Origin of the sequence: Microcoleus sp. Z1_B2, from assembly GCF_036700325.1 — a bacterium.
Taxonomy (GTDB): Bacteria; Cyanobacteriota; Cyanobacteriia; order Cyanobacteriales; family Microcoleaceae; genus Microcoleus.
In genome coordinates this window covers 54874-78581 of record NZ_JAUBOQ010000034.1, presented here as the reverse complement: position 1 = coordinate 78581, position 23708 = coordinate 54874, and the positions used below count along the sequence as shown (strand labels likewise).

Genomic DNA, 23708 nt, shown 5'->3' with positions numbered 1-23708 from the left:
TTTTAGATTTTAGATTTTAGATTTTAGATTTTAGATTTTAGATTTTAGATTTTAGATTTTAGATTTTAGATTTTAGAGGCTACCCCACGGATAAATGCTCTTTCTTGAGGATTTTCGATTTTCGATTTGGGATTGATTCCACGGATAAATCACGTGGCGGGTATCACATGAAGAAATTCGCTTGTCAGAAAAAGCCTTTACTCTTTCGGGATTGGAAGGTGATTTGCTCCTCGGCGGCAAAGAATTTCAGCTTTTGGGCGATCGCATTTATCGCTGGTACGTAACAGGACTTTCAAAGCCCGTAGTGCAGTGGCTGAGTCAGTGGCTGCAAAATTTGCCCGAAGAGATAGATTTGCGAAATGCTCCGCTGCTAATTCGCTCTTGGGATATTGCTTTTTCTCCCACAAATTACCAGCAATTATTAACAGCCGAACGCCCATTTTTGCCCACCATCAAACTTATTTTTGTGACTCCTACAAGCTTTCGTAGCAAAGGCAATCACTTCCCTTTGCCAGTTACCGAAAATGTTTTTCACAGCTATTTGCGCCGCTGGAATAACTTTTAGGTGGTAAATTTTTACCAAGCATAATTTTTGAACTGGATTGATAAAAATGCAATTATTAGCCGCCACGAATTGGAGTCGCAAAAGGTAGCGGCGGGCAAAAAAGGTATGGTAACGGGATTCACTGGGGCGGTGGAATTTGGGCTAGGGCGATCGGCTCACAATCGCCCTGATTTTGTACAGTTATTTTATGCTTTGGGGCGGTTAGCGCCTTAGCGCCGGGAGCATCCCACTTTTGTAGTCAGTATAAATACTCAAACAATTGTCTGGCGAAGCTGATGGCATAATAGAAAGCAGATAAATTACCATAATCCAAGTTAGCATGACCCCAGAAGAACAGCAGAAGCTCAAAATAAATCTCCAAGAAATAGCAGAGATCCTTTATAAGAATACCCCAGTAGACAATCTACAAAGCTTTGAATCCGTAGAACTGAGTGTGAGGGAACATTTAATTGAGACAGTAGCACCAGAAATTAGCGGTTTTTTTTTCACTCGGCGGGGGGAAAAGGTTCGGGAAGAAAAAGAACCATAAAAAGTTGTGTAGGAGAAATAAGTCTATCGAGCAAACAAGCCCAAAGGCTGGGAGTGAAGAAGGGAAGTCGCCTGAGTCCTAATCTGGAGAAATGTTGTTTATTATTAGTGGGAAATGAGTCTTTTGCCAATGCCGAGAGAGACCTCAAAATGTTGACAGGAATTTATGTACCGCACAGTACACAACATCGACTGTTAGAGCGTTACGAATTCTCCTCGGCTCAAGCTACGGAGGAAGTAGAAGCATTGAGTATAGACGGAGGAAATGTCAGGCTGAGAACTCCATTAGGAAAAGAAAGTGTATGGAGAAATTATAAAGCAGTTAAGATCCATAATCAAGTAGCAGCCGCCTTCTTCCAAAATAATCCAGATTTAGTGGAGTGGGTAAATAGCCAACTTTCAAATGAGCCGATAACCTGTTTGGGAGATGGTCATGATGGGGTGTGGAATCTGTTTAATCAAATTGGGACTAATGAGCAAAGAAGAGAAGTATTAGATTGGTATCATTTGAGAGAAAATCTACATAAAGTAGGGGGGTCACTCAAACGAATCAGAAGAGTCGAGAGCCAACTGTGGCAAGGGTCAACAGTAGAAGCTATAGCCGAATTTGTAGGAGTTAGAGGTAAAGAAAGTGAAAATTTCCAGAATTATCTCCGAAAACATCAGTCAAGAATCCCAAATTACCAGAATTATCTTGCATCAGGGTATTGATATTGGTTCGGGAGCTGTAGAGTCTTTAATTAAACAGATTGGAGCAAGAATTAAGATTGTAGGTGCACAGTGGAAAGAAAAAAACGTGCCTCAAATTTTAAGACTAAGATGTGCGTATTTAAATAATGAGATTAAAATGAGTAGTTATGCTTAGTTAAAAAGCGGGATGCTCCCGTTAGCGCCTTACTGCGGCATCGGCTACAAAACAACTTTTGGATTGGGACAAACGCGATCGCAATGGTTGACAGAAGCCCTACCTGAAGTGTCGATACAAAGCGTATTGGCGGCGCGAATAGAGGAATTGACACAGAAGTTTATGGCGCACAGAAAACGTAAAGGTGGAAGTCGCGCTGCTGAGATTGCGGAAACTTGGGCAACGATTTTGGCGCGCCGGGAATTGGGGGAATCTTTGCTGGATATTGCTGCTGATTTGGAAATGCCTTATGAAACTGTGAAAACTTACGTGAAGTTGGCAAGAAGGGCTGTGAAAATGGAGGATTAGCGCGAATTTGTTGACTGTTGACTGTTGACTGTTGACTGTTGACTACTGACTGATGACTGCTGACTAATGACTCTTAGGAATGAGAATTAAATAACTTCCACTCTTGAAAGTGGGACGGGCGGGACGCCCATCCCACAATAACAATTAAAATTGTAAGTTATTTAATTCGCGATCCTTAGTGAATAGATATATGTCGTCTCGCTGATATTTTAGTTGAAATTGAGGGGTGTTTTTTAGTTGAGTTACTAAGTTTTTAACAAAAGCTCGATCGCTCATCCAGCCAGGATATCTGAGGTTCAGCAATACATAATCAAATTCTGCGAGATTTGCAGGTGGCGCGTTAGCCTGAGTTAATTTTACCACAGGGCGGTGCGCTAAGTGCGGAGCAATCTGAGCATTTGTTAAAACACTGCCTTTGGTTTCCACAATAGAAATTGCCTCTTTGGTAGCCGGCAAAGTGTCGATCCCCTTTAAATAAATAGTCCAAAAATAGCCGTATTTCGCTAAAGCTAAGAAAGCAATCAACGACCAAATTACAATGACTCTAGGCAAGGGATAATTAGGAAGTGGCAATCTCTCAAATATTGTTTTTCCCTTTTGCTGATTGGTAGCTGCCAAACTGGAAATTACGGCCACCAACAAAAACGGCAATATCGGCACAGAATATTGATGAATTAAATCCCGCTGAGCGGGGATATCGGAAAGAATATTCATCGCCAACATCGGCACAGCACTAATTAAAGATGACAGATGACGCGGGGACAGCCACCAAATTATAGGTAATAGCAATAACGCTAAATATCCAAAAGTATCTAAAGAAAACAAACGCCCTAAAACTAGATTTGGTTTCACTATTAAATTAATAGCAATTTCAAAAACAGAGTTTCCCAAATATTGATATCGCCCGATACCCGCGTGTTCTCTTCCCTGATTAAAATACGGTATAACTGCCTGAGTAACTACCAGAAACCAACCCGCGCCTAGAAAGAGAGCTATGAGCCCACAATTGCGTTTTTTGTCAAAACACAACAGCCACAAACCCATCGCAGCCACAGTTAAAGATAGCACGGCTTTGCAGCTCAAAACTAATACAATAGCAGCACAAAACCACAAGGTTTTATTCAGCCTCGCGGCTAAGATTGCTGCTAGCAATGCTGGTAAAGCAATTACTTCTGGGTGGAAGTCGAAGAGGTTGACATTAAATACTGCGGGATAAAGCAGATATACGGCTGAAATTGCAATTGCTTTTTGTTCGTTTAATCCGGCTTGACGTGCCAAACTCCAACTCGGCCAAGCGCCTAAAGCTAGGGAAACAGCTTGTACTAAAAAAAGCCAGTGAACATCTGGATATATTTTGTAAAGTAAAGCTAGTGGATAGAAAATAAAAGCGGCGTGGTCGCCCCAAATATTGATTGCCATTAAAGAGGAAAATGGCGTTTGATTTTGGGAGATTAAATAAATTGCTTGGTCAAAAATTGCTAAGTCGAATGCAGTTGACTGAAACAAAGCGTGCCGCGCGCTGCTGGCGGTAAATAAGACTATCGTTGTCACGACAATCATTAAAAATACTGGATGAGTTTTTAGGAATTTTAAAGTTCGCATTTTATTATTTAATCAGCGATTCGTTTAAATAGCATAACTTCGTTTTTTTGATAAGTTAATTTAAAATCGGGAGACTTTTTCAGTTGCTTTGCTAAGGTATCACCAAGTTTTTCAGTATCAGGCCAGGGATGGCGCAGGTTTAATAATATGTATTGAAATTCAGCTAAATTTGTTTGGGGCGAAATTTGTGACAGCAATTTTACTATTGGGCGGTGGGCAAAGTGAGGGGCAAGTCTATTATCGGTTAAAATACTGCTTTGCGGTTGAACTTGTGCGACTGCTTCGCGTGTAGCTTGCCAGGTATCTAGTCTATTTAGGTACAGATAAAAATCTTTATATTCGCCCACACCCAGGAAAATTAGTAATGACCAAATTATCATGATTCTCGGCAATTGAATTCCCCGCCAAAGTTTAGAAATTCGGAAGTTTTTAATTTGTGGCAGATTCACCCATGTTAAAAACTGTTGCTTATTTGCTTGATATTCTTCCTTGTTGCCTTTTATTTCTTCCCTCTTCCTGGTTTCTTCCTTCGCGATTACTGCTAAAAATAAAAAGGGAATTACAGGTACTGAATACTGATAGGCTAAGCTGCGTTGAAATGGCAAGTCAGAGAGGATATTGATCAGGAGGGTAGGGAGGGCAGGAATTAGCGCTGTTAGATATTGTATCCGTAGTTTGCCCGAAAATGGCAATAGCAGCCAAATCACAGGTAAGGTGAGGAGAAATAAATATTTGAATGTATCGAAGGAAAGAATTTTTCCTAATACTAACTGTGGTTTTAATATGAGATTGATGATAATTTCTAGTACGGATTTTCCTAAATAGCTGTAGCGCCCGACTCCAGCGACTTCGCTGCCGCTAAAGAAGGGGATTATTTTCTGGGAAGCTATCAAAAACCAAGCTGCACCTAGCAAAAGTGCGATCGCCCCGTACCGTTGCTTTTTTTCGCAAAAAAACAGCCAGAAACCCATAGCAGCAACGGTTATGGACAAAACCGCCTTGCAACTGAGAACTAACACAATAGCGGTACAAAACCACACAATTTTATTTAAACGCGCTGCCAAAATTGCGGCAAAAAGTGCGGGTAAAGCGATTACTTCCGGGTGAAAATCAAATAAATTGATGTTAAATACCACCGGATAGAGCAAATAAATCAATGCGATCGCACGGGATTGTTCTTGATTCAAACCTGCCAAACGCGCTAAACTCCAGGTAGGCCAAGCCCCCAGGGATAATGCAACTGCTTGTACCAACAGCAGCCAATGCACATCTGGGTAAATTTTGTACAGCAAAGCTAGCGGATAATAGATTACCGCTGCGTGATCGCCCAAAATATGAATCCCCATTAAAGAAGAAAAAGGCGTTTGGTTTTGGCTGATTAAGTAAATTGCTTGGTCAAAAATTCCCAAATCGAAAGCAGTTGATTGGAATAAAGCGTGGCGTAAACTGCTACACAACAAGAAAATTGCCGCAGCAGTCGCGATCGCCCAAACCAAACTCGACGGTAGCTGCGATCGACCTTCCTCTATATTTTCGGCGATCGAGACACTGATGTCCTCACGGTCATCAGCAAAATTTTCCCTATTCTGCATGAAATCTGGCACCTTGTGGTCAATCGATTTTAGATTTTAGATCTTAGATTTTAGATCGAAGCATTGACCCCACGGATAAATTCGGGGGATCCTTTATCGGATACAGGTTTTTTATTTCTGGACGGATGAATCACGTGGCGGGTATCCTGGATGCTTTCGGTCACTCAAAATATGATTCCATCGAATGTGCTTTCCACGCAATAGTTAACCACTACTTTTTATCCCCGCAATCGTAATATTAGAATAATCCACAAAACATTAAAAAATTGTGAAAGCAATAACTCTTCTCGGATCCACAGGCTCGATCGGCACTCAGACTCTGGATATTGTAGCTCAATACCCCGATCAATTTCGGATTGTCGGGTTAACCGCCGGACGAAATGTAACGTTGCTGGCCCAGCAAATTCGCCAGTTTCGACCGGAAATTGTTGCGATTTGCGACGAAGATCAATTACTGGAATTGAAGGAGGCGATCGCAGACATCGACCCTCAACCTATTTTACTTGCTGGCGAGTCAGGCGTTGTCGAAGTTGCCCAATACGGTGACGCTCAAGCCGTCGTCACTGGCATAGTTGGCTGTGCCGGTTTGCTGCCAACAATTGCGGCTATCAAAGCAGGCAAAGATATCGCCTTAGCCAATAAAGAAACATTAATCGCAGGGGGCCCCGTTGTCAACCCCTTAATCGAAAAATACGGCGTTAAAATATTACCTGCTGACTCGGAACATTCAGCAATTTTTCAGTGCCTCCAAGGTGTTATGGTTGGCGGGTTGCGGCGAATTATTCTCACTGCTTCGGGGGGTTCTTTTCGAGATTTGCCGATCGACAAATTAGCAGGAGTAACAGTAGCCGATGCTTTGAAACATCCAAATTGGTCGATGGGGCAGAAAATCACGATCGATTCTGCTACTTTGATGAATAAAGGATTAGAAGTCATCGAGGCTCATTACTTATTCGGAATGGATTATGACGACATTGATATTGTCATCCATCCTCAGAGCATAATTCACTCGTTAATTGAGTTGCAAGATACCTCGGTTTTGGCGCAATTGGGATGGCCGGATATGCGTTTGCCGCTGCTTTACGCTTTGTCTTGGCCGGAGCGAATTCATACAGATTGGGAACGGCTCGATTTGGTAAAAGCTGGGGATTTAACTTTCCGAGAACCAGACCACGAAAAGTATCCTTGTATGCAGTTGGCTTATGCGGCGGGACGTGCGGGCGGTTCGATGCCTGCGGTGCTGAATGCGGCAAACGAACAGGCGGTAGCGCTATTTTTGCAGGAGAAGATTCAGTTTTTGGATATTCCGAAGTTGATTGAGAAGGCGTGCGACAAACATCAAGCCGATAACTGTGAAAGTCCTGGTTTAGACGATATTTTGGCTGCGGATAGGTGGGCGCGGCAGGAAGTTTTGGCAGATAGTATGGAATTGGGCGATCGTATTCTTTCGGTTCGCTAATTCTATCAGCCGACTTGCACTTACCCACAAGCCCTAGGAGTGCATTAATTCCTCGTCTCATAGAAGACAGTCGGTTGAAACTTATATCTTGCACCATTCTCAATAAGCCTTTTAGGAACAGGCAAGATGCCTGTTCCACAAGAAAATTCACTCTTTGTGGAACAGGCATCTTGCCTGTTGCTGATACTGGTGCAATATCAGAGTTGAAACAGACTGCCGAACCTTGATAAATATCCAGTCCTCTTCAGAGGACTTTAGCTATGAGACAGGGGTTTCAACCCCTGACGGACTATGCCAAAAAGTGCAAAATATCGGCAAAACCATATTAAAGCTTGACCTGATTTTAGTTTTTTATTGACTAACTCCCAACTTGTGCCGCAAAATCAGCCGCACTCATCTTTTCGTACATTTCAAAAGGTTGGTGAATCCAAGGATTGTCCGCCAAATAATCTACATAATAATCCGGCTTTGCAACAGAACAAGCCTTGTACCAGAGTACAGCAGTCCGAATTTCCTGAATATCCTCGCCGTAGCGATTCTTGAGCCAAGCGATACCTTGCTCTAAACTAATTCCCGAATCCACCAAATCGTCAACCAGGAGAATGCTGCTGCCCAAATTATCGCCCACCATTGTCAAATCGCGGGCAAACTCGATCGCGCCCCGGACATTTCCCTCGGCCCCACCATAGGACGAGGCCGCTAAAATCGCCAGAGGTTTGTCGAAAATCCGCGACAGAGTATCTCCAACCCGCAGCCCTCCCCTCGCCAGACAGACAATTCGATCGAATTTCCACTGAGATTCCTCAATTTTTACAGCCAAATCCTCAATTTTCCGATGGTACTCAGCCCAAGAAACGTAAAGGTCACTCATTCCTAATATTATTTAAATATCAAAGGTATTATTAAATATTTTGGGGAAAATGACATGGATGCAGATGAACTTCTCAGACGGTATGCAGCCGGAGAACGGGTTTTTCACAAAGTAGACCTGAGCGGTGCCAATATGTCAAGGACAAATTTGCGCGATATTGACCTGAGTCACGCTAATTTAAAAGGTGCAAATTCGATCGGTCTCACCCTATACAGAGCTAATCTGTATCAAGCAGATATCAGTCAAGCCAACCTCTCCCAAGCCAACCTCATGTCCGCTAATTTTGGCGAATGCGAGGCGGTGGGAGCGAACTTGAGCGGAGCCATCTTGCGGAGTGTCGTCTTCAGTGGAGCCGATTTAACGGGGGCGAGTCTCAGGGGTGCAGACATGAGAGATGCAAACCTTCAGGGGGCAATTTTGATTCAAGTTTATGCAGTTAACGCTAACTTGCAAGGTGCCAACTTGACAGAAGTAAAGCTTTGCGGAATCAACCTGAGCAAAGCAAATTTAACCGATGCAAACTTAACACAAGCTGACCTCAGCCGTGCTAACCTAACTCAAGCAAATCTGAGTTGGGCTAATTTGACGGAAGCAAATCTGGAAAAAGCTGATTTGAAGGGAGCCGATTTGAGTGGAGCTAACTTGAGCTGTGCAAATCTCCATCAAGCAGATTTGAGCGGAGTTTCCCTTAAGGGAGCAAATCTCCGGGGAGCAAACTTGCATCAAGCTTCTTTGCGTGGGACTAATTTGGATGAAGCGAATCTGAGAGAGGCCATGATGCCTGACGGCACAATCTGTGACTAAATAAGCTGAGAAAATAGAAGTTAAAACGGCAGGGTGCCTATGGCGCACCCTACATTTAGGCTAATGCCTAATTTTTTTAAGGGGATTTAATTCTGCCTTCAAGTGACAGTGCATTTAAAGAGTAGTGGCAAAAAATTTAGCACCGAGTTTAATCTACAACTTTCAGCCAGCCCCGGCGAACTGCGTGGAGCAAGCGGTTGATGGCTGTTTGATCTTCTTCGGTAAGACAGTCATTTAACAGCGCTGTCTTGAGCTGTTGTCGGTGAGTGGGAGTCAGCAGACCGGAGTGATATACCTGAAAGACTAGCTCTGCAATAGTAAATTGAGGTAACAGCGTTTGGGTTGTCATCATGTGTTTTTTTTTGAACTCACTTTTGACAGTATTAACTAATTTTTCCAAAATTTATGTGATTCAACTACGGGAGTAAATGTGATCGATTGGCTCTTGATGAGTGATTTGTGTCAGCCGGACTTGGGGATCGGATATTTCCTCGATAGCCCTGGCACTGTAAACACAAACCCCGTCCCGATTTCTCGCTTTTGGCAACTCCGAAATCTCTACTTTTGGTTAAGAAACGGTGACAAATAAATTAAGATTTATCTATTAAGAGATTACTAATGACTGCTAGCTAAATCGCAGGGCTTAATTGAAGGTACAACTTTTAGCCTGTTTAGGAACCCGCTTTTACCTACATTTACCTAGTTTCTTGGTGTGGTCTTTGTTCCGTGGATATACTTAATAACCCGCCCAAAGACAGATACAAGTTTCCGACAGGAGTGGCCATCGATCCAAAATTTTAAGCTCTAGTTCAAGCTCCCAGATTCATATGTGAAGTCAATCTAAAATCTAAAATCTAAAATCTAAAATCGACTGGCTGCTTCAAATCAAAAATCCCGGCTTCTTCAAGAAACCGGTTCGAGCTTTTCGATCGCACTACAATTTTTTTTTGGAGAGGGTTAATGGATCGACCTACTCACTTCAATCTTATTGTTGGCAAAGCTTGACAGGAGAGAAAGTAAAAATACTCATCTCAACTTTTTGTGTGAGGAGACTAATCGGAAATCCTGACCCATCCGCGGCGGATGGCGTGCAGCAGGCGGTTGACTGCATCTCTGGCATCTTCGCTGAGAGCGCTTTGGCAGAGTTCGCGCAATCCGTGGCTTTGAGTGCGAGTCAGATTGCCTGAATTGGTGACTTGATAGAACAGTTCAGCGATCGCCCGATCGGATTTTAAAGTCAGAGCTTGCATGAAATCTCGTTGAACTCGACTATTATAATATCGAGCATTTGACAAAAGAGTAGGGTGATTGCAGTCGGCTAAGCTGTGCGATCGTTCTTGGCTCGATTTGTGACCGAAGTCTACCAGTATACGTGATTTAAATCACAGCAAACCCAATACCTCGATCGCATAAGCTATGATTGGGGTGGTAGCCTCCAGGTTTGACAAAACCTCGAAAAGCCCTGAACGCAAGGCTTTGAGTTGCCAATACCGCCGCGCAGCAGGAGTAATTCCGCTCAACATTGCAGGCTATGGACTTGCATAGCTGTGAAACTTTTGGTTTAAGACACTTGCAGCTTGTGGCTCAGGGCATAAAGTTGCGATCGGCGAGCCACCGCCTGAGATACAATAATTATAAATACTTCTATCCCATCTATAGACAGGGAGGTCAAAAAATGATAATGATTAGCTACTTTTCTATTGCCTTAATCGTTTTTCTTGTTTGGTTCAAAAGTTTTTGGAATGATACTGCGACATCTAAAAAAGACGTGATATCTTGGATAGCCTTAATAATCGGCCCTCTGTTTTGGCCTGTTGTTCTGCCCCTATCCCTTTTGCAAATTACTAGCAAAAAGTCTGTTGTACAAACAGCTCAATGCGAGCAAAAATTATAATAACTTTTGGAAGTAACTGGCTTCAACACACTCGCTTATCTCTTCCTAAATTATTCGGCGTGCATCGCTTTTGGCAGCGAGTAATTTATCTTGTTTCATACTAAAAAAATGCAGCTAGAAGGTAGAATCAAATAAAAATTCTGAATCCTAAAACAGTATTTTTTTACCGCTATCAAATTCTGCCTTCTGCTTTTTGATCCAGCCCAAAAACGGATACAAGTTTCCGACAGGAGTCGGCTGCTGCCCTAAATTTTAGGATCTTGTTCAAGCTCTCCGATTCATCTGTGGCATAAATCTCAAATCTCCAATCGTTGAACTAAGCGAGATTGACGCACGCCCTAGCCCACGTATCACGCCAAAGTCTCCAATTGACTGATGCCTAATTTTCTTCTGTCACATCGTGAATTAACGGTGCGGCTCAGTCAATCGATTGCGCGATTTTAGATTTTAGATTTTAGATTTTAGATTTTAGAATTGAAGCCTTGACTTGCGCGAGATAAATTCGGGGGTTCCTTTATCGGATACAGGTTTTTTATTTCTGGGTACTGAGTCTGCTTTCGGAATGAATCACGTGGCGGGTATCCTGGATGCTTTCAGTTAAAATTGTTCCGGCAAAATTGTCAGACTCACATTGTCGAACAACGACCGCAAAATTTTTTTACTCAAAAATTATCTGCCACCTCAACCAAGCTCAAAATTAATATGTAATTTAACATGGCCTGTTGCTTGCAAAAATATAACTTCAGACATATTTTAGTCGGCCACTGACCAACTTAAGAATTTTCATTACTTCCGGCCACTGCGTACCATTAATCGAAGGTGGGAAAATCCTGGCTAGGCGTGGAAAAACAGCTAGACTCTTTGCCATTTAAGCTTTTCGGGCTCCCTTTATTCAAATCGTAGCAGCTCTAAACAGGAAATTGTAGAGTTCGTTTGCGCCCAAAATCCCTAACTCTTACCGCAGTTAGATAGACAATTCAAGGCAGAGACTGCAATATGAAATAGGCAACCAAAACTGTTTCAAGTCTCAAGTACGACTTATTTTTGGCGATCGGGCATCAGGAGTGTATAACGCGAGCCAGCTAAATTTTTGGAAGTACGAGATGTTTGGGAACTTCAAAAAAAAAGTGCCGTCACGGTATCCAAATTAGTTATTTGCATAAAAAGTAGGAGTCAAAATGAACGAAGTATCTGAGAAACCAATTTATAGAGTTCTTCATCTATTGTCGCTGCTAGCGCTGGCATACTATGGAGCTACTTCCATCAATTATATTTTCGAGAGTGACTCTCACGCTCACATCTACAAGTACGACAGCCAGAGCAATTATAACGCCTCACCAGCGCAACTAGAAGCACACCGCTAGGAATAAGTAGAGATTTTCTCTGAATGACTGCCGGCTCAAATTTCGGGGAATTGGCTAATCGTTAATGAGCGGCTCGAATTTAACAACAATTAGTAAAAAGTTTTTTGCTAAAAACTTAATATTTTCACTCACAGGTATTAGCCATCGAATGTACCGCAAAAATTAACTATTTAATTTGTTCTCAAAAGAGACCACAGTGATGAAAGGATGGCAAAGCATTTTCATCAGTAAGAGCCTCAATAGCTTTAGTAATCGCTTCATCAAGAACATTTGAAGGTGGATATGCTTCTGAAGGGAAAATCGCTTTGATTTTTGCCCACTACAGCTCGATGGGAGATAAATCCGGCGAGTATGGAGGTAAGAATTTTACATTGGCTTCGATAGATGCCATCAAAAAATTTGCTGCTTCAGCATTATGAACAGGAAAATTATCCATAACTACAATTGCGCCAACCCATAACTGGGGCAGGATTCGCCAGCAGCCCAAAAATTTATATCCTAGTTCCAGTTCCCAGATTCATCTGTGGACTAAATCTAAAATCTAAAATCTAAAATCTAAAATCTAGTGACATTACCCTCACAAATCTACCGGCCCACCGTTGATCCCAACTTTTGACCAAAAGACGATCGCGCTACATTGTCTGATTGTGCGGATGGATGCGGATCGTGGTTGAAATGACGGATGGGGGTTGAAAAACTGGGTTTTTAGCCAAAATTCTATATTGAGCGTGAGGGATTTGGCTGGAAACATCAAGGCGATGAGGCTCAAAAGTTCGTCCGGGACTGTATTGGGAGCCACTTTTGATTGAATCCGGCCTCCAGCGTGCGTGGGCTTGCTTTCAAAGCGAGTTACAAACTTTTGATTTCTGGGGAACTATTGGCGAAAATCAAAAGTCTGGTCAAGTACAGTGTACTTAAAAAAATCGCAGCTCAGTTCCAGCCTCATTGCGGGCGATCGAACTCTCCGGCGATGACAGTGCCCGCGGGCCCGGTGCAACTTCTCAATCTTGAGAGCATACTTCCATTAAAAATGGTCTCTGTGTATCTTCCGGGTATTGTTTTAATAATGACTAGCCATATCGATGGTCATTATGGTAAACTCGCAAACGTTTAAGTGGAATATTTTCGTGTTAGAGGAGGCAGTGGTGGAGTCGAGAGTCAAAAGCAGGAAACAACCGAGATTTGCTGCTCAACGAATACAGGATTCAACTCGCGCTCCCAGGCTCGCTGCTGACAATTTAAATTACATGACAGCTTATAGCAGCCGGGTCAATTAGGGTCTCAACCGATGTCCGGTTTCATTTATTGAATCCCTTTGGAGGGAAAAGTGTATTGTAGAAAAATGATTGATCTTTTAGGAGGAGTGTAAATGACACAGGTAACAAATCCAACAACACCAACTACACAACCAGGCGGTGTCGGTGGCGGTGGCTCAACCATTATTGGCACCCCCGTAGGCGCTAACAGGTTGAACGGCAGCCCCGGCAGCGATATCATTCTGACTTTTGAGGCCGCTGATGTCATCGCTGGTGGCACTGGCAACGACCTGATTATATCGGGTGGCAACAATGATAGTGTCGGCGGCGGCGACGGCAACGATACCGTCATTTCAGGCAGCGGCAACGATGTGGTCGCTGGCGTTAGCGGCGATGACTTAATCTTTGGCGGTAAAGGGAATGACCTGGTAGACGGTGGCGATGGCAACGACTTGGTTTCTGGCGACAGAGGCAACGACACTGTACTTGGCGGAAGTGGCAGCGATACAGTCTTTGGTGGCCAAGGCAACGATCTTGTCAGCGGTGGCGATGGCAACGACACTCTCTACGGCGGTAAAGAAAACGATACTGTCGATGGTGGCGCTGGCAATGACTTGATCTCTGGCGACAGAGGCAGCGATGTCCTGATCGGCGGTGCTGGCAGCGATACGTTCTACTTCGCGAGTGCTGGTGGCGATTTCGGCGTAGACACGATCACTGACTTTACCCCAGGCGAAGATAAGATCCGCTTGAAACAGGGCGGTGTGTTCGCTGGCTTGGGCAGCAGCTTCGAGGCAAGCGAGTTTGTCGTCGTTTCTAATTTCAACGAAGCTACTCCAGGAACAGCCACGACGAACAAGTTGGTCTACGACCCAACAAGCGGTAAGTTGTTCTTCAACGGCGCCAGCGGAGTGCTAACTGTTGCTCAATTGCAGCCTGGCCTGACTATTACCTCGAACAACTTCGAGTTGTTCTAAAACAACTGGCAGTTGTGGGGCAGCACCGGATAAGATTCGGGGCTGTTCTCACAAAGCCGGTAGTTTTAAAGGATTTCAACCTCACTCTGCTACAAGCGGGGTGAGGTTGAAATCTTCAATGCAGGAACTGAAGCAGGGGCAGTTAAAAAAAATCGATCGACAGTTATTGATAAAATTAACCGATCGCCCGATCGGGCAAAATATAAATAGAAAGTTTTTAAATTAGAATTTCTAGGTTTTACTGAAGCGGTAAAGAAACCGCAACTGCACCGCTAGCAATGAGCACTGAAGAATATATCCGGCAAGCCCAAATTTATTTGAACCGGGGGAAGTTAACTGAGGCGATCGAGTTTTGCAACAAGGCGATCGAACTTCAACCGTTTTCGCCCTCGGCTTACACGACTTTAGGGGAAATTCTCGAAGCTCAAGGCGATCCGACGGCGGCAAGAGACGCTTTTGTGCAAGCTTTGGAGATTTCGCCCCAGTTTTTTCTGGCTCATGCTTATTTGGGTCAACTTTACAGCGACTATGCGTGGCTGGATGAGGCGGTTTTTCACTACCGACAAGCTCTGGATTTGAAACCAGATTGGGCCCAAGTTCATTATAACTTGGGAAATATTTTTCACAAGCAGGGTAATTTGTTGGGGGCGATCGACTGTTACCGAAAGGCGATCGCCCAAAAACCGGATTATCTCGATGCTTTATACAATCTGGCTGTGGTTTTAGGTGAAAATAGTCAGCTCGAAGCGGCAATGGATACCTACCGACAGGCGATCGCTCTAAAGCCGGATTACGTGGAAGCTTACAGCAATCTGGGTGTGATTTTGCTCAAGGACGATCGGGCTGCTGAGGCGATCGAGGTTTACCAGCGGGCGATCGAGATTAAGCCGGATTGGGCGACGCTGCACAATAATTTGGGTCAAGCCTTGCTGGACAAAAATCCCGATAGGGCGATCGCATCTTACCTCACAGCTATTGAGTTGGAGCCGGACATGGTTTTGGCTCACTACAATCTGGGGAAAGCGTGGCAATTGCAGGGGGAACATTCGGCGGCGCTTGCTTGTTTCGATCGCGCGATCGAGCTCAATTCCGACTATATTTCAGGCTATACAGACGCCGGGTTTTCTTTGATGGTTTTGGGCAAAATTGCTGAAGCCATGCCTTATTTTGAGCGGGCAATAGCTCTGAAGCCTGATTTTGTTGAAGCCTACTGCCGCTTAGGAGACAGGCGCAGAGTTGCGGCGGTAGAAGATGATGAATTGTCCAGGGCGATCGCTGCGTGCGATCGATTTCTCACAGCATTGATGGGAAGTTCGGCAACGGATTTTGTAGCGGATGTCACGGATGTCACGGATGTCACGGATGTCACGGATTTAACAGATTTAAAAGTAAATAAAAAAGATGGTGTGGCTAGATATTTGTCAAGTGCAGCTTGCGAATTACCTGTTGCTGAAATTTGCGATAATTTAGCCGAAATTTACTTGCATTTAGGAAATGCTTTAACAGAGTACGGCGGGCATGAATCTGCCACCGCTTATTATCAAAAAGCTTTGCAAATTCAGCCACAAAATGCAGAGATTTACTGGCGGGTGGGAAATTCCTTAGCCCAGCAAAAGCGGTTCATTGCAGCAATTGCCGTTTACCGCATGGCTTTGACGATTCAACCTGCTTTACCGCAGGTTTATTTTGAGTTGGCAAAACTGCTGGAAAAACAGGGGCGCTGGGAACGGGCGCTCGATTATTATCAAAAAGTTTTAGAGTTGCAATTGCACGGGTATGGGGAGCAGAAAGAGTGGAAAAAACTGAGTTTTATCTTGCCAGATAGCACTTCTATCAAACCTCCTGACGGTATTTATTTATCGAGTTGGGATTGGCTGGTTAATGCTAAGTTGGAGGCTGACAATTATGTGGAAATATTTTGGCAACCTGCACCCGAAGCAAGTGCAGAAAATATTCCGAATTCCCAATTTGCGAGATCCAATTCCCAATTGGCAAATTCCGATTGTGCGGGGTTAACTTGCGGGCTGTGTTTGCAGCGACTTTCTAAGTGGTTCGATCCGGTGCATTTGGGTTGGGGAATTTGCCGTTTGTCCAACTCGCAACCGCTACCTGTGGAGTCGCCCAAGACTTTTGTGGCGGCAATTCCCAACGGGCGAGTTTGGATTGTGCCGCAGGAAAATTATTGGCTGATTTGCAAGGCGATCGCTGTAATTACTCCTGACAATTATTTGTTGGCTGATGTGTCGAGAGATTATCCGGGATTTTTGCCGGGATGCGAAAAGCATGATGTGAGGAAACACAGCGTTTTTCAGTTAGAATCCTTTCCAGGTTTAAAGCAAATTGACGGTAGCGTGGCGGTGCTTTCGGGTTTGTCTGGAAATGTCTATTTTCACTGGATGGTTGATGTTTTGCCACGGATAGAATTGCTGCGGCACAGCGGTAGGGATTTGGCGGAGATTGATTGGTTTTTGGTGAATAGTTGTCAGCACCAATTTCAGCGGGAAAGTCTAAGAATTCTGGGCATTCCAGAAGAGAAAGTCTTGGAGAGCGATCGCGTGCCTCACATTCAAGCAACCGAGTTGATTGTGCCGTCTTTTGCGGGATATTTGGGCTGGCCTTCTGGGTGGGCGATGGATTTTTTGAGGCGCGAGTTTCTCAAGGAAATTATACCTAGTTCGAGCTATCCCAAACGCATTTACATCAGCCGCAGCAAAGCAAGATATCGACGAGTTTTGAACGAGGAAGATGTGGTTGAGGTTTTGGAGAACTTTGGCTTTGTTTCAATTTTTCCTGAGTCGATGTCTTTGGCAGAGCAAATTGCTCATTTTTCCCACGCTGAGGTAATAGTTGCAGCCCACGGCAGCGGATTGACAAATACAATTTTTTGTGGCAAGGGAACTAAAGTAATTGAGTTGGTGTCGCCTCACTATATCAGCCATTATTACTGGGGAATCAGTCAATATTTGCAGTTGGAACATTACTTTTTAACGGGCGAGGCTTTTGAATGCTATCCTATTAGACAGTTGATGTATCAGAATTCGCTGACTGAGGATATTTTAGTGAACTTGAGTTCGCTGAAAAGGATGGTTGAGGTGGTGGGTTTGAGTTAGTTGGTGTCTGGAGCAAGTTTAATTATGCCCTCGATTGAGAAGATGGAAAAGGCAGCGGTTGATTTGAGTCGGCAAGCAGAAGTTTATTTAGCCGAAGGAAGGTTAAATGAGGCAGTTGCTGCTTGCGAGTCAGCGTTGAAAATTGAACCGAATTTGGCGGCAGCTTGTCAGACGCTGGGAAAGGTGATGCAGGTTCGAGGTGAAATCGAGCAAGCTAAGCAGTGGTATGAAGCGGCGATCGATCGCAATCCAAATTTGCCGGAAGTTTATGCTAATCTCGGCATTTTGTATTCTCAGGGGAAACAGTGGGAAAAGGCGATCGCCAATTGTGAAAAAGCGATTTCGCTAGCGCCGAATTTTGCTGCTGTTTATCGGCAGTTGGCGAGAATTTGGACGCAGTTGGAGAAGCGAGAAGAGGCGGCAGACTGTTGGTATCAAGCTTTTAATATTGAGCCGAATTGGGCAACTGCTGAGGAGCACGTCACTCTGGGAAATAGTTTGGTTGAATTGGGAAAGTTCGATCGCGCTATGGAGTGTTATTCGCGGGCAATTAAGTTAAACCCGCAACTGGCAACAGCTTATCACAATTTGGGGGAAATGCTGATTGGCCAAAAACGGTGGGATGAGGCGATCGCCAATTACCGACAAGCCATTGCCATCAATCCAAATTCGTTTGAATCTTACCACAGTTTGGGTAAGACTTGGGCGGAGCGAGGAGAATTAGATCGGGCGATCGCCTGTTACCGCAAAAGCATCGAACTCAATCCAAATTATGCTCGTGCTTACGTGGGTTTAGGTAATGTTTTGGTGCAGAAGCGCGAGTTGGATGAAGCTATTAAATGTTACCGTCAGGCTCTTGAAATTAATGATAATTCCTACTGGGCATACAATTGTTTAGGGGAAGCTTTGGCTCAAAAACAACTGTGGCCAGAAGCTATTATTTGCTACCGCAAAGCTATTGAATTAAATCCCAATATTCCTTGGTTTTATGTCAATTTGGGAATTGCATTAACCAGTGAACAATCCTGGGATCAAGCTGTGGCTGCTTACCTGCACGCGGTTCAGATTGAGCCGAATTTGACGGGAATCAATCAGAGGTTGGGATATGTTTTGCGGAAGCGCAGCGAATCGGGTTTAGACAGCACAATCGCAACTTATTGTCAAGGTATCGAGGTACTTGCCAGCGGGAAAATTTACCACAAATTGCTGGGAATTGAGTTAGATGGAGCAGAGTTTTATATAAATTTAGGCAATATTTTAGCGAAACAAAAGCTGTTGGAAGGTGCGATCGTATTTTATAGCATGGCACTGAAGATTGAACCCAATGCTGCGGAAGTTGTTGCAAAACTCCAGGAGGTTCGGGCGAAACAACATGAGTTATACGCACAAATTGCCACTTACCGTCGCCAAATAGAAATCGATCCGAGCAATTCTAACCCTTACAACGATTTAGGAAATATTTTACCCCAATTAGGGGAATTGGAAGAAGCAATTATTTGCCACCAAAAAGCGGCAGAATTGAGGAGTTGGCCTGAGTGTGCGGCGAAAGATTATCAATTTACCCAAGATTGGTTTACCCACAATATTCCTATTTGGAAACGGCATTTGCAGGAATTTACCGGGATTACGGATTTTCAAGTTGTGGAAATCGGCAGTTTTCAGGGAATGTCGGCTTGCTGGCTGCTGGATAATATTTTAACTCATCCGACGGCAAAGATTACTTGTATTGATTTGTATTTTCAACAACATTTTAAGGGCAATATTGTTAAAACGGGAGCAGCCGATCGGGTAATTGAATTAGAAGGTTACTCTCAAGATTTGTTAGTGAATTTAAATTCGGAATATTACGATGTTGCTTACATTGACGGCTGTCACAAACCCACAAGTGCTCTGCAAGATGCGATTTTATCTTGGAGGTTGGTGAAAGTTGGGGGCTTGATGATTTTTGATGATTACGAGTTTACGTTTCCCGACAGCCCGGAGCAAGATACTAAAATTGGGATAGATGTTTTTTTGGAGATGTTTGGAAGTCAGTTAGAAGTAGTACACAAAGGCTATCAACTGATTGTCCAAAAAATCGGCAATCAAAGTTTGGGCGCCGAGCAAACTTTGTTGTCTCTTGGTTGGGAAAAGTTGGGGGATATTGCGGCAAATGCGGGTTATTTGGATGAGGCGATCGCCCGCTATCAAACAGCTATTAAAATTAAGTCGGGCAACTACTTAACTTACCACAAGTTGGGTAAAGCTCTGCAAGAGAAAGAACTGTTTGACGAAGCTAGGGCAGCTTACCAACGGGCGATCGCACTCAACCCTAATTTTAGTTGGTCTTACCACTTTTTGGGGGAAACTTTGCAGGCGATTGAGGAACACGAGGAAGCCGCTGCTGCTTACCGCAAAGCTATTGAGTTAAATCCCAATTTTTGTTGGACTTACAACAATTTAGGCGATGTGCTGATGGAGCTTTCTGAGTGGGAGGAAGCTGCTGTTGCTTACCGCAAGTTAGTTGAACTAAATCCCGATTTTTGTTGGTCTTACGACAGATTAGGTAAGGCTTTGGTTGCACTGGAAAATTGGGGAGAAGCTGCCCTTGCTTACCGCAAGTTAGTGGAACTCAATCCCGATTTTTGTTGGTCTTACGACAGATTAGGTAAGGCTTTGATTGCATTGGAAAACTGGGAAGAAGCGGCGGCGGCTTACCGCAAAGCTATTGAATTAAATCCCGATGATTGTTGGTTGTACAATTGTTTGGGGGAAGTTCTGGAATTCCAAGAAAATTGGCCCGAAGCAGCAGTGGCTTTTGGTGGTGCTATTGAGCTAGAATCCGATCATAGTTGGCTGTACAAAAAGTTGGGTGATGCACTGCGGAATCAAGGGGAATTGGAAAGGGCGATCGCAATTTACGAAAAAGGTATCAATCTCGATCCAAAATCCTGTTGGTGTTACGAAGGATTGGGTTTGAGTTTAATGGCTAAACAGCAGTGGGAACCTGCAATCGCTAATTTAGTTCAAGCCCTGCAAATTAAACCCGATTTGTTTGAAGTTTACGATAACATAGGTTATGCTCTGGAACAAAAAGGAGAAGTCGATGAGAGCGAGCGGGGAGAATACAGCAATCAAATCTTACCCTTAAGAATTCTCAAAAAATACTGTGGGTTTACAGAAGATTTGATCGTTGCAGCAGAATCGAATCCGCACCTCACCTGCATTGACATCCATCCTGCGAGTCAAATTAATTTATCTGATTCCAAAACAATCGACAGCAGCCACAGATTTTGGGAGCATCAAAGTCATTCCAGAAAAGCTTTTGTTGCCGTATTGCCAAACGGACGAGCTTGGGCAGATGTGGTGACTACCGCCGTGATTACTTCAAACAATAAACTTGTTACTGATATTTCAATGGGTTGTGCTGAATTGGTAATCACTTCCGACAAATTGCCTCCCGCTGAACACGTCGATGGAAATGTGGCTTTTTTATCTGCTCGCTGGGGTGGAGCCGCTTATTTTCATTGGATGTTTGATGTGATTACGCGATTTGACCTTTTGCAGCGGAGCGGATTGATAGAAACTATAGATAAGTTTGTTGTCAATGCCTCGGATTCTTCCTATCAAGCAGAAACTTTAGAGATTTTAGGAATTCCTCAAGCTAAAATTTTAGAAAGTCGCTGCAATTTACACATTACCGCTGATAAATTAATAGTTCCTTCAATATCTTATGACGGATCTGGGGCAGTTTCAAAATGGAAGTGTGAATATCTAAAACAGACATTTTTAAATGAAAAACAGCCACTAAACACAGACTATTCAGAGCGAATTTATATCACCCGTAAACAAGCATCTTATCGGCGACTCGTCAACGAGGAAGAGGTAATTAAATACTTAGAAAAAATTGGGTTTCGCAGTGTCAAGTTAGAAACGATGTCGGTAGGGGAACAAGCATCATGTTTAGCTGCTGCTAAAGTAGTTATCGCACCTCACGGAGGGGGGTTGACTAATCTAGTTTTTTGCAGTCCGGGAACCAAGGTAATTGAGCTTTTTTCTCCCCTTTACGTGCCGCATTGTTATTGGATGATTAGCAATTTGTGCAGCCTGGAACATTACTATTTACTTGGCGAATTGGTGGATGACAAAATTCAGAAATGTCCGGGACATAAAGATATGCGGGTGGATTTGAACTCGCTGGAAAAATTACTGAGTCTTGCAGGAGTTTTGCATGGATAATAACTACCACAATTTGGGTAATTCCCTGCAAGAAAGCGGTCGGTTTGATGAGGCTGTTGCTGCTTACAAAAAAGCTATTGAATTAAATCCTAATTTTTCTTGGTCTTATCACAGTTTGGGCGATGTTTTGCTGAAACTTGAAAAATGGGAGGAAGCTGTCGCTGCTTACAAAAAAGCTGTTGAGTTAAATCCATATTTTTCCTGGTCTTATCACAATTTGGGCGATGCTTTGCTGAAACTTAGGCAATGGGAAGAAGCTGCTGTTGCTTACCGCTGCGAGATTGCACTCAAATCTGATTTTGCTTGGTCTTTTTGCAATTTAGGCGACGCTTTAACTAAACTCAAACAGTGGGATGAAGCTATCGCTACGTATTTAAAAGCTATTGAAATTGACGGAGATTTGCCGGGAAGTTACGAGAAGTTGGGATATGCTCTCAGACAAACTGAGTCGGATTTAAAGTTGGTTTTAGAACAATATCAATTGCAAATTACACCGGAAAATTGGGAGTTTTATTTGCAGTTAGGAGAGAATTTAGCCAAGTACGATCGCCCAAAAAGCGCAATTATTTTTTACCAAATGCTCTTGACAAAATTGCCTATTTGTGCAAGTCTGTCAGCGGAATTGGAGGAGTTGTTGCAGCAGCAAGAAAAGTGCGATCGCGCATTAGCGTCATCTCGCGCAACTGTCGCCCAAAAACCAGATGATTGCTGGTCTTATTATAATTTAGGTGCTGTTCTGAGCCACCAAAAATATTGGGAGGAAGCGGCGGCGGCATTTTTCCAAGCAATAGAAATAAATCCCGATCTTCCTTGGTGGTTTTATTACAATTTATGGGAAGTTTTTGTTAGGCAAAACAAGTTAGATGAAGTTGAAAATTTGTGTCGCGAAGTTGTTGCAGCTAAACCGGAGGCTTTTTGGCCTTATCTGAATTTGGGGGAAGTTTTGACGAGGCAAGGTAAAATTGCCGAGGCGATTAGCTGTTATCAAACTGTTAGTTTTAAACAAAGTTTTGCATCTATTATCAGTAAGAGAACAGGCAAGATGCCTGTTCCACAATCAGATACAGGCAAGATGCTTGTTCCACAAGCAGATACAGGCAAGATGCTTGTTCCACAAGCAGAGACAGGCAAGATGCCTGTTCCACAAGCAGATACAGGCAAGATGCTTGTTCCACAAAATTGGAACTTAAAAGCCGTTAAAGTTCCTAACTTTATAATTATTGGTTCTCAGCGGTGCGGGACGACTTCTCTGTATACTTATTTAGCTCAACACCCGCAAATTTTGACTCCGATTAAAAAGGAGATGGATTTTTTTTCGTGGCACTTTGACAGAGGGATTGATTGGTATTTGGCTCATTTTCCCCCAATGCCTTCGGGAGAGGAATTTTTGACGGGCGAAGCAAGTCCGAGCTATTTTGACTATCGGGAAGCACCGGAACGTCTCTACACCGCGTTTCCAGAGGCTAAGCTGATTGTACTTTTGCGAAATCCGGTCGATCGGGCGATTTCTCAATTCTACCGCTTGACTGACTTAAATTGGGAAGCGCGATCGCTCGATCGAGTAATTAGCGATGAAATTGAACGGTTGAATCAAAATCCAGAATACATCATCGGCGAGGAACCGGGGAATTATTTAGCTCGCGGTAGGTACATAGAATTTATCAAAAACTGGCGGACTTTCTTTCCCCAAGAACAGTTGTTAATTTTGAAAAGCGAAGATTTTTATGCAGGTGCGGCGACAACCGTCAAGCAAGTTTTAGAATTCTTAGATTTGCCGGAATATCAATTGTCTCAATACCAAAATGCTAATCCCGGTTCTTACCAGCCGATCGATCGATCGGTTCGCGACAGGTTGAGCGATTATTTCCGACCTTACAATCAGGAATTAGAGCAATATTTTGGGAGGCAGTTTGATTGGGAATAAAGTTGAGCTAAAATTAGCTTCTTCGTTACTTAAGATCGCGAATTAAATAACTTACAATTTTAATTGTTATTGTGGGATGGGCGTCCCGCAATTCCAAAAAGGACGGGCGGGACGCCCATCCCACTTTCAAGAGTGGAAGTTATTTAATTCTCATTCCTTACTATGCTAAATCAATAGTTAAATCAGTAAAATCAATTGAACAAATATGTCAAAATGCCAATCAAGTCCTTCTCAGGCTTGACATTTAAGCGAGTTTGATTGTTAACTATAAATAGTCACTCTTAGTTTGGGGGAGGAATTATAGTCATCACCACAAAAAAGGTACTAAAGT

The 23708-nt window shown here is 43.4% G+C and carries 17 protein-coding genes and 1 pseudogene; 11 read left to right on the top strand and 7 right to left on the bottom strand.

All coding sequences use genetic code 11. The features are described from left to right. Positions 1 to 181 precede the first annotated feature (181 nt). The 4 genes and pseudogenes from cas6 (at position 182) to QT984_RS20055 (ending at position 2306) form a co-directional block, all read left to right on the top strand. On the top strand, positions 182 to 565 hold the full coding sequence (cas6, locus tag QT984_RS20070; RefSeq protein WP_333056480.1) for a CRISPR system precrRNA processing endoribonuclease RAMP protein Cas6: 384 nt from the start codon (positions 182 to 184) through the stop codon (positions 563 to 565). 27 nt (positions 566 to 592) lie between these two features. Then, positions 593 to 778, top strand: coding sequence for a hypothetical protein (locus tag QT984_RS20065; protein WP_333056481.1), 186 nt, complete (start codon positions 593 to 595; stop codon positions 776 to 778). Positions 779 to 884: 106 nt separating this feature from the next. Then, positions 885 to 1958: pseudogene (locus QT984_RS20060) on the top strand (ISKra4 family transposase). Between the two features lie 12 nt (positions 1959 to 1970). Continuing rightward, entirely contained in the window at positions 1971 to 2306 is a 336-nt protein-coding gene (locus tag QT984_RS20055; RefSeq protein ID WP_333056482.1) for a hypothetical protein, read from the top strand. Between the two features lie 144 nt (positions 2307 to 2450). On the opposite strand, the gene QT984_RS20050 is transcribed toward QT984_RS20055, so the two are convergent. After that, positions 2451 to 3908: a DUF2079 domain-containing protein gene (locus QT984_RS20050; RefSeq protein ID WP_333056483.1), complete on the bottom strand. Its 1458-nt coding sequence runs from the start codon at positions 3906 to 3908 to the stop codon at positions 2451 to 2453. An 8-nt stretch (positions 3909 to 3916) separates the two neighbouring features. Beyond that, positions 3917 to 5500, bottom strand: a complete 1584-nt coding sequence (locus tag QT984_RS20045; RefSeq protein WP_333374761.1) for a DUF2079 domain-containing protein — start codon at positions 5498 to 5500, stop codon at positions 3917 to 3919. A gap of 268 nt (positions 5501 to 5768) precedes the next feature. Between QT984_RS20045 and dxr the strand changes: the two genes are divergently transcribed. Further along, complete coding sequence (dxr, locus tag QT984_RS20040) at positions 5769 to 6959, top strand: 1-deoxy-D-xylulose-5-phosphate reductoisomerase (RefSeq protein WP_333209211.1); 1191 nt, start codon at positions 5769 to 5771, stop codon at positions 6957 to 6959. A 358-nt stretch (positions 6960 to 7317) separates the two neighbouring features. Here the strand turns inward: dxr and QT984_RS20035 are convergent, their stop codons facing one another. Continuing rightward, complete coding sequence (locus tag QT984_RS20035) at positions 7318 to 7830, bottom strand: phosphoribosyltransferase family protein (protein WP_333056486.1); 513 nt, start codon at positions 7828 to 7830, stop codon at positions 7318 to 7320. Between the two features lie 54 nt (positions 7831 to 7884). Between QT984_RS20035 and QT984_RS20030 the strand changes: the two genes are divergently transcribed. Continuing rightward, a complete protein-coding gene (locus QT984_RS20030; protein ID WP_333056487.1) occupies positions 7885 to 8634 on the top strand; it encodes a pentapeptide repeat-containing protein in 750 nt (249 codons plus the stop codon). A 148-nt stretch (positions 8635 to 8782) separates the two neighbouring features. On the opposite strand, the gene QT984_RS20025 is transcribed toward QT984_RS20030, so the two are convergent. The 3 genes from QT984_RS20025 to QT984_RS20015 form a co-directional block, all read right to left on the bottom strand. After that, positions 8783 to 8983: a hypothetical protein gene (locus QT984_RS20025; RefSeq protein ID WP_333056545.1), complete on the bottom strand. Its 201-nt coding sequence runs from the start codon at positions 8981 to 8983 to the stop codon at positions 8783 to 8785. Between the two features lie 703 nt (positions 8984 to 9686). After that, positions 9687 to 9884: a hypothetical protein gene (locus tag QT984_RS20020; RefSeq protein WP_333056488.1), complete on the bottom strand. Its 198-nt coding sequence runs from the start codon at positions 9882 to 9884 to the stop codon at positions 9687 to 9689. Between the two features lie 132 nt (positions 9885 to 10016). Continuing rightward, positions 10017 to 10157, bottom strand: a complete 141-nt coding sequence (locus QT984_RS20015; RefSeq protein ID WP_333056489.1) for a hypothetical protein — start codon at positions 10155 to 10157, stop codon at positions 10017 to 10019. 1549 nt (positions 10158 to 11706) lie between these two features. On the opposite strand from QT984_RS20015, the gene QT984_RS20010 reads away from it, so the two are divergent. Further along, on the top strand, positions 11707 to 11892 hold the full coding sequence (locus QT984_RS20010; RefSeq protein ID WP_333056490.1) for a hypothetical protein: 186 nt from the start codon (positions 11707 to 11709) through the stop codon (positions 11890 to 11892). Positions 11893 to 12211: 319 nt separating this feature from the next. Here QT984_RS20010 and QT984_RS29845 read toward each other — a convergent pair whose 3' ends face one another. Further along, positions 12212 to 12379: a transposase gene (locus tag QT984_RS29845; protein WP_445305860.1), complete on the bottom strand. Its 168-nt coding sequence runs from the start codon at positions 12377 to 12379 to the stop codon at positions 12212 to 12214. 882 nt (positions 12380 to 13261) lie between these two features. On the opposite strand from QT984_RS29845, the gene QT984_RS20005 reads away from it, so the two are divergent. From QT984_RS20005 to QT984_RS19990, 4 genes are all read left to right on the top strand, one after another. After that, complete coding sequence (locus tag QT984_RS20005) at positions 13262 to 14125, top strand: calcium-binding protein (RefSeq protein WP_333056491.1); 864 nt, start codon at positions 13262 to 13264, stop codon at positions 14123 to 14125. Between the two features lie 278 nt (positions 14126 to 14403). Further along, positions 14404 to 17235, top strand: a complete 2832-nt coding sequence (locus tag QT984_RS20000; protein WP_333374759.1) for a tetratricopeptide repeat protein — start codon at positions 14404 to 14406, stop codon at positions 17233 to 17235. 24 nt (positions 17236 to 17259) lie between these two features. After that, a complete protein-coding gene (locus QT984_RS19995) occupies positions 17260 to 21453 on the top strand; it encodes a tetratricopeptide repeat protein (RefSeq protein ID WP_333269858.1) in 4194 nt (1397 codons plus the stop codon). Beyond that, the gene (locus QT984_RS19990) at positions 21446 to 23377 is read left to right on the top strand and encodes a tetratricopeptide repeat protein (RefSeq protein ID WP_333374757.1); all 1932 of its coding nucleotides are present in this window, start codon (positions 21446 to 21448) and stop codon (positions 23375 to 23377) included. Before QT984_RS19995 ends, QT984_RS19990 begins: the two co-directional genes overlap by 8 nt. Positions 23378 to 23708: the final 331 nt, after the last annotated feature.

Bases quoted from the DNA above. Each gene is read 5' to 3' on its own strand.
- QT984_RS20000 (WP_333374759.1), top strand. From the start codon at position 14,404: ATGAGCACTGAAGAATATATCCGGCAAGCCCAAATTTATTTGAACCGG.
- QT984_RS20015 (WP_333056489.1), bottom strand. From the start codon at position 10,157: ATGTTGAGCGGAATTACTCCTGCTGCGCGGCGGTATTGGCAACTCAAA.
- QT984_RS20030 (WP_333056487.1), top strand. From the start codon at position 7,885: ATGGATGCAGATGAACTTCTCAGACGGTATGCAGCCGGAGAACGGGTT.
- QT984_RS20020 (WP_333056488.1), bottom strand. From the start codon at position 9,884: ATGCAAGCTCTGACTTTAAAATCCGATCGGGCGATCGCTGAACTGTTC.
- QT984_RS20050 (WP_333056483.1), bottom strand. From the start codon at position 3,908: ATGCGAACTTTAAAATTCCTAAAAACTCATCCAGTATTTTTAATGATT.
- QT984_RS20025 (WP_333056545.1), bottom strand. From the start codon at position 8,983: ATGACAACCCAAACGCTGTTACCTCAATTTACTATTGCAGAGCTAGTC.
- QT984_RS20005 (WP_333056491.1), top strand. From the start codon at position 13,262: ATGACACAGGTAACAAATCCAACAACACCAACTACACAACCAGGCGGT.
- QT984_RS20010 (WP_333056490.1), top strand. From the start codon at position 11,707: ATGAACGAAGTATCTGAGAAACCAATTTATAGAGTTCTTCATCTATTG.
- QT984_RS20055 (WP_333056482.1), top strand. From the start codon at position 1,971: ATGCTCCCGTTAGCGCCTTACTGCGGCATCGGCTACAAAACAACTTTT.
- QT984_RS20035 (WP_333056486.1), bottom strand. From the start codon at position 7,830: ATGAGTGACCTTTACGTTTCTTGGGCTGAGTACCATCGGAAAATTGAG.
- QT984_RS19990 (WP_333374757.1), top strand. From the start codon at position 21,446: ATGGATAATAACTACCACAATTTGGGTAATTCCCTGCAAGAAAGCGGT.
- QT984_RS20045 (WP_333374761.1), bottom strand. From the start codon at position 5,500: ATGCAGAATAGGGAAAATTTTGCTGATGACCGTGAGGACATCAGTGTC.
- QT984_RS19995 (WP_333269858.1), top strand. From the start codon at position 17,260: ATGCCCTCGATTGAGAAGATGGAAAAGGCAGCGGTTGATTTGAGTCGG.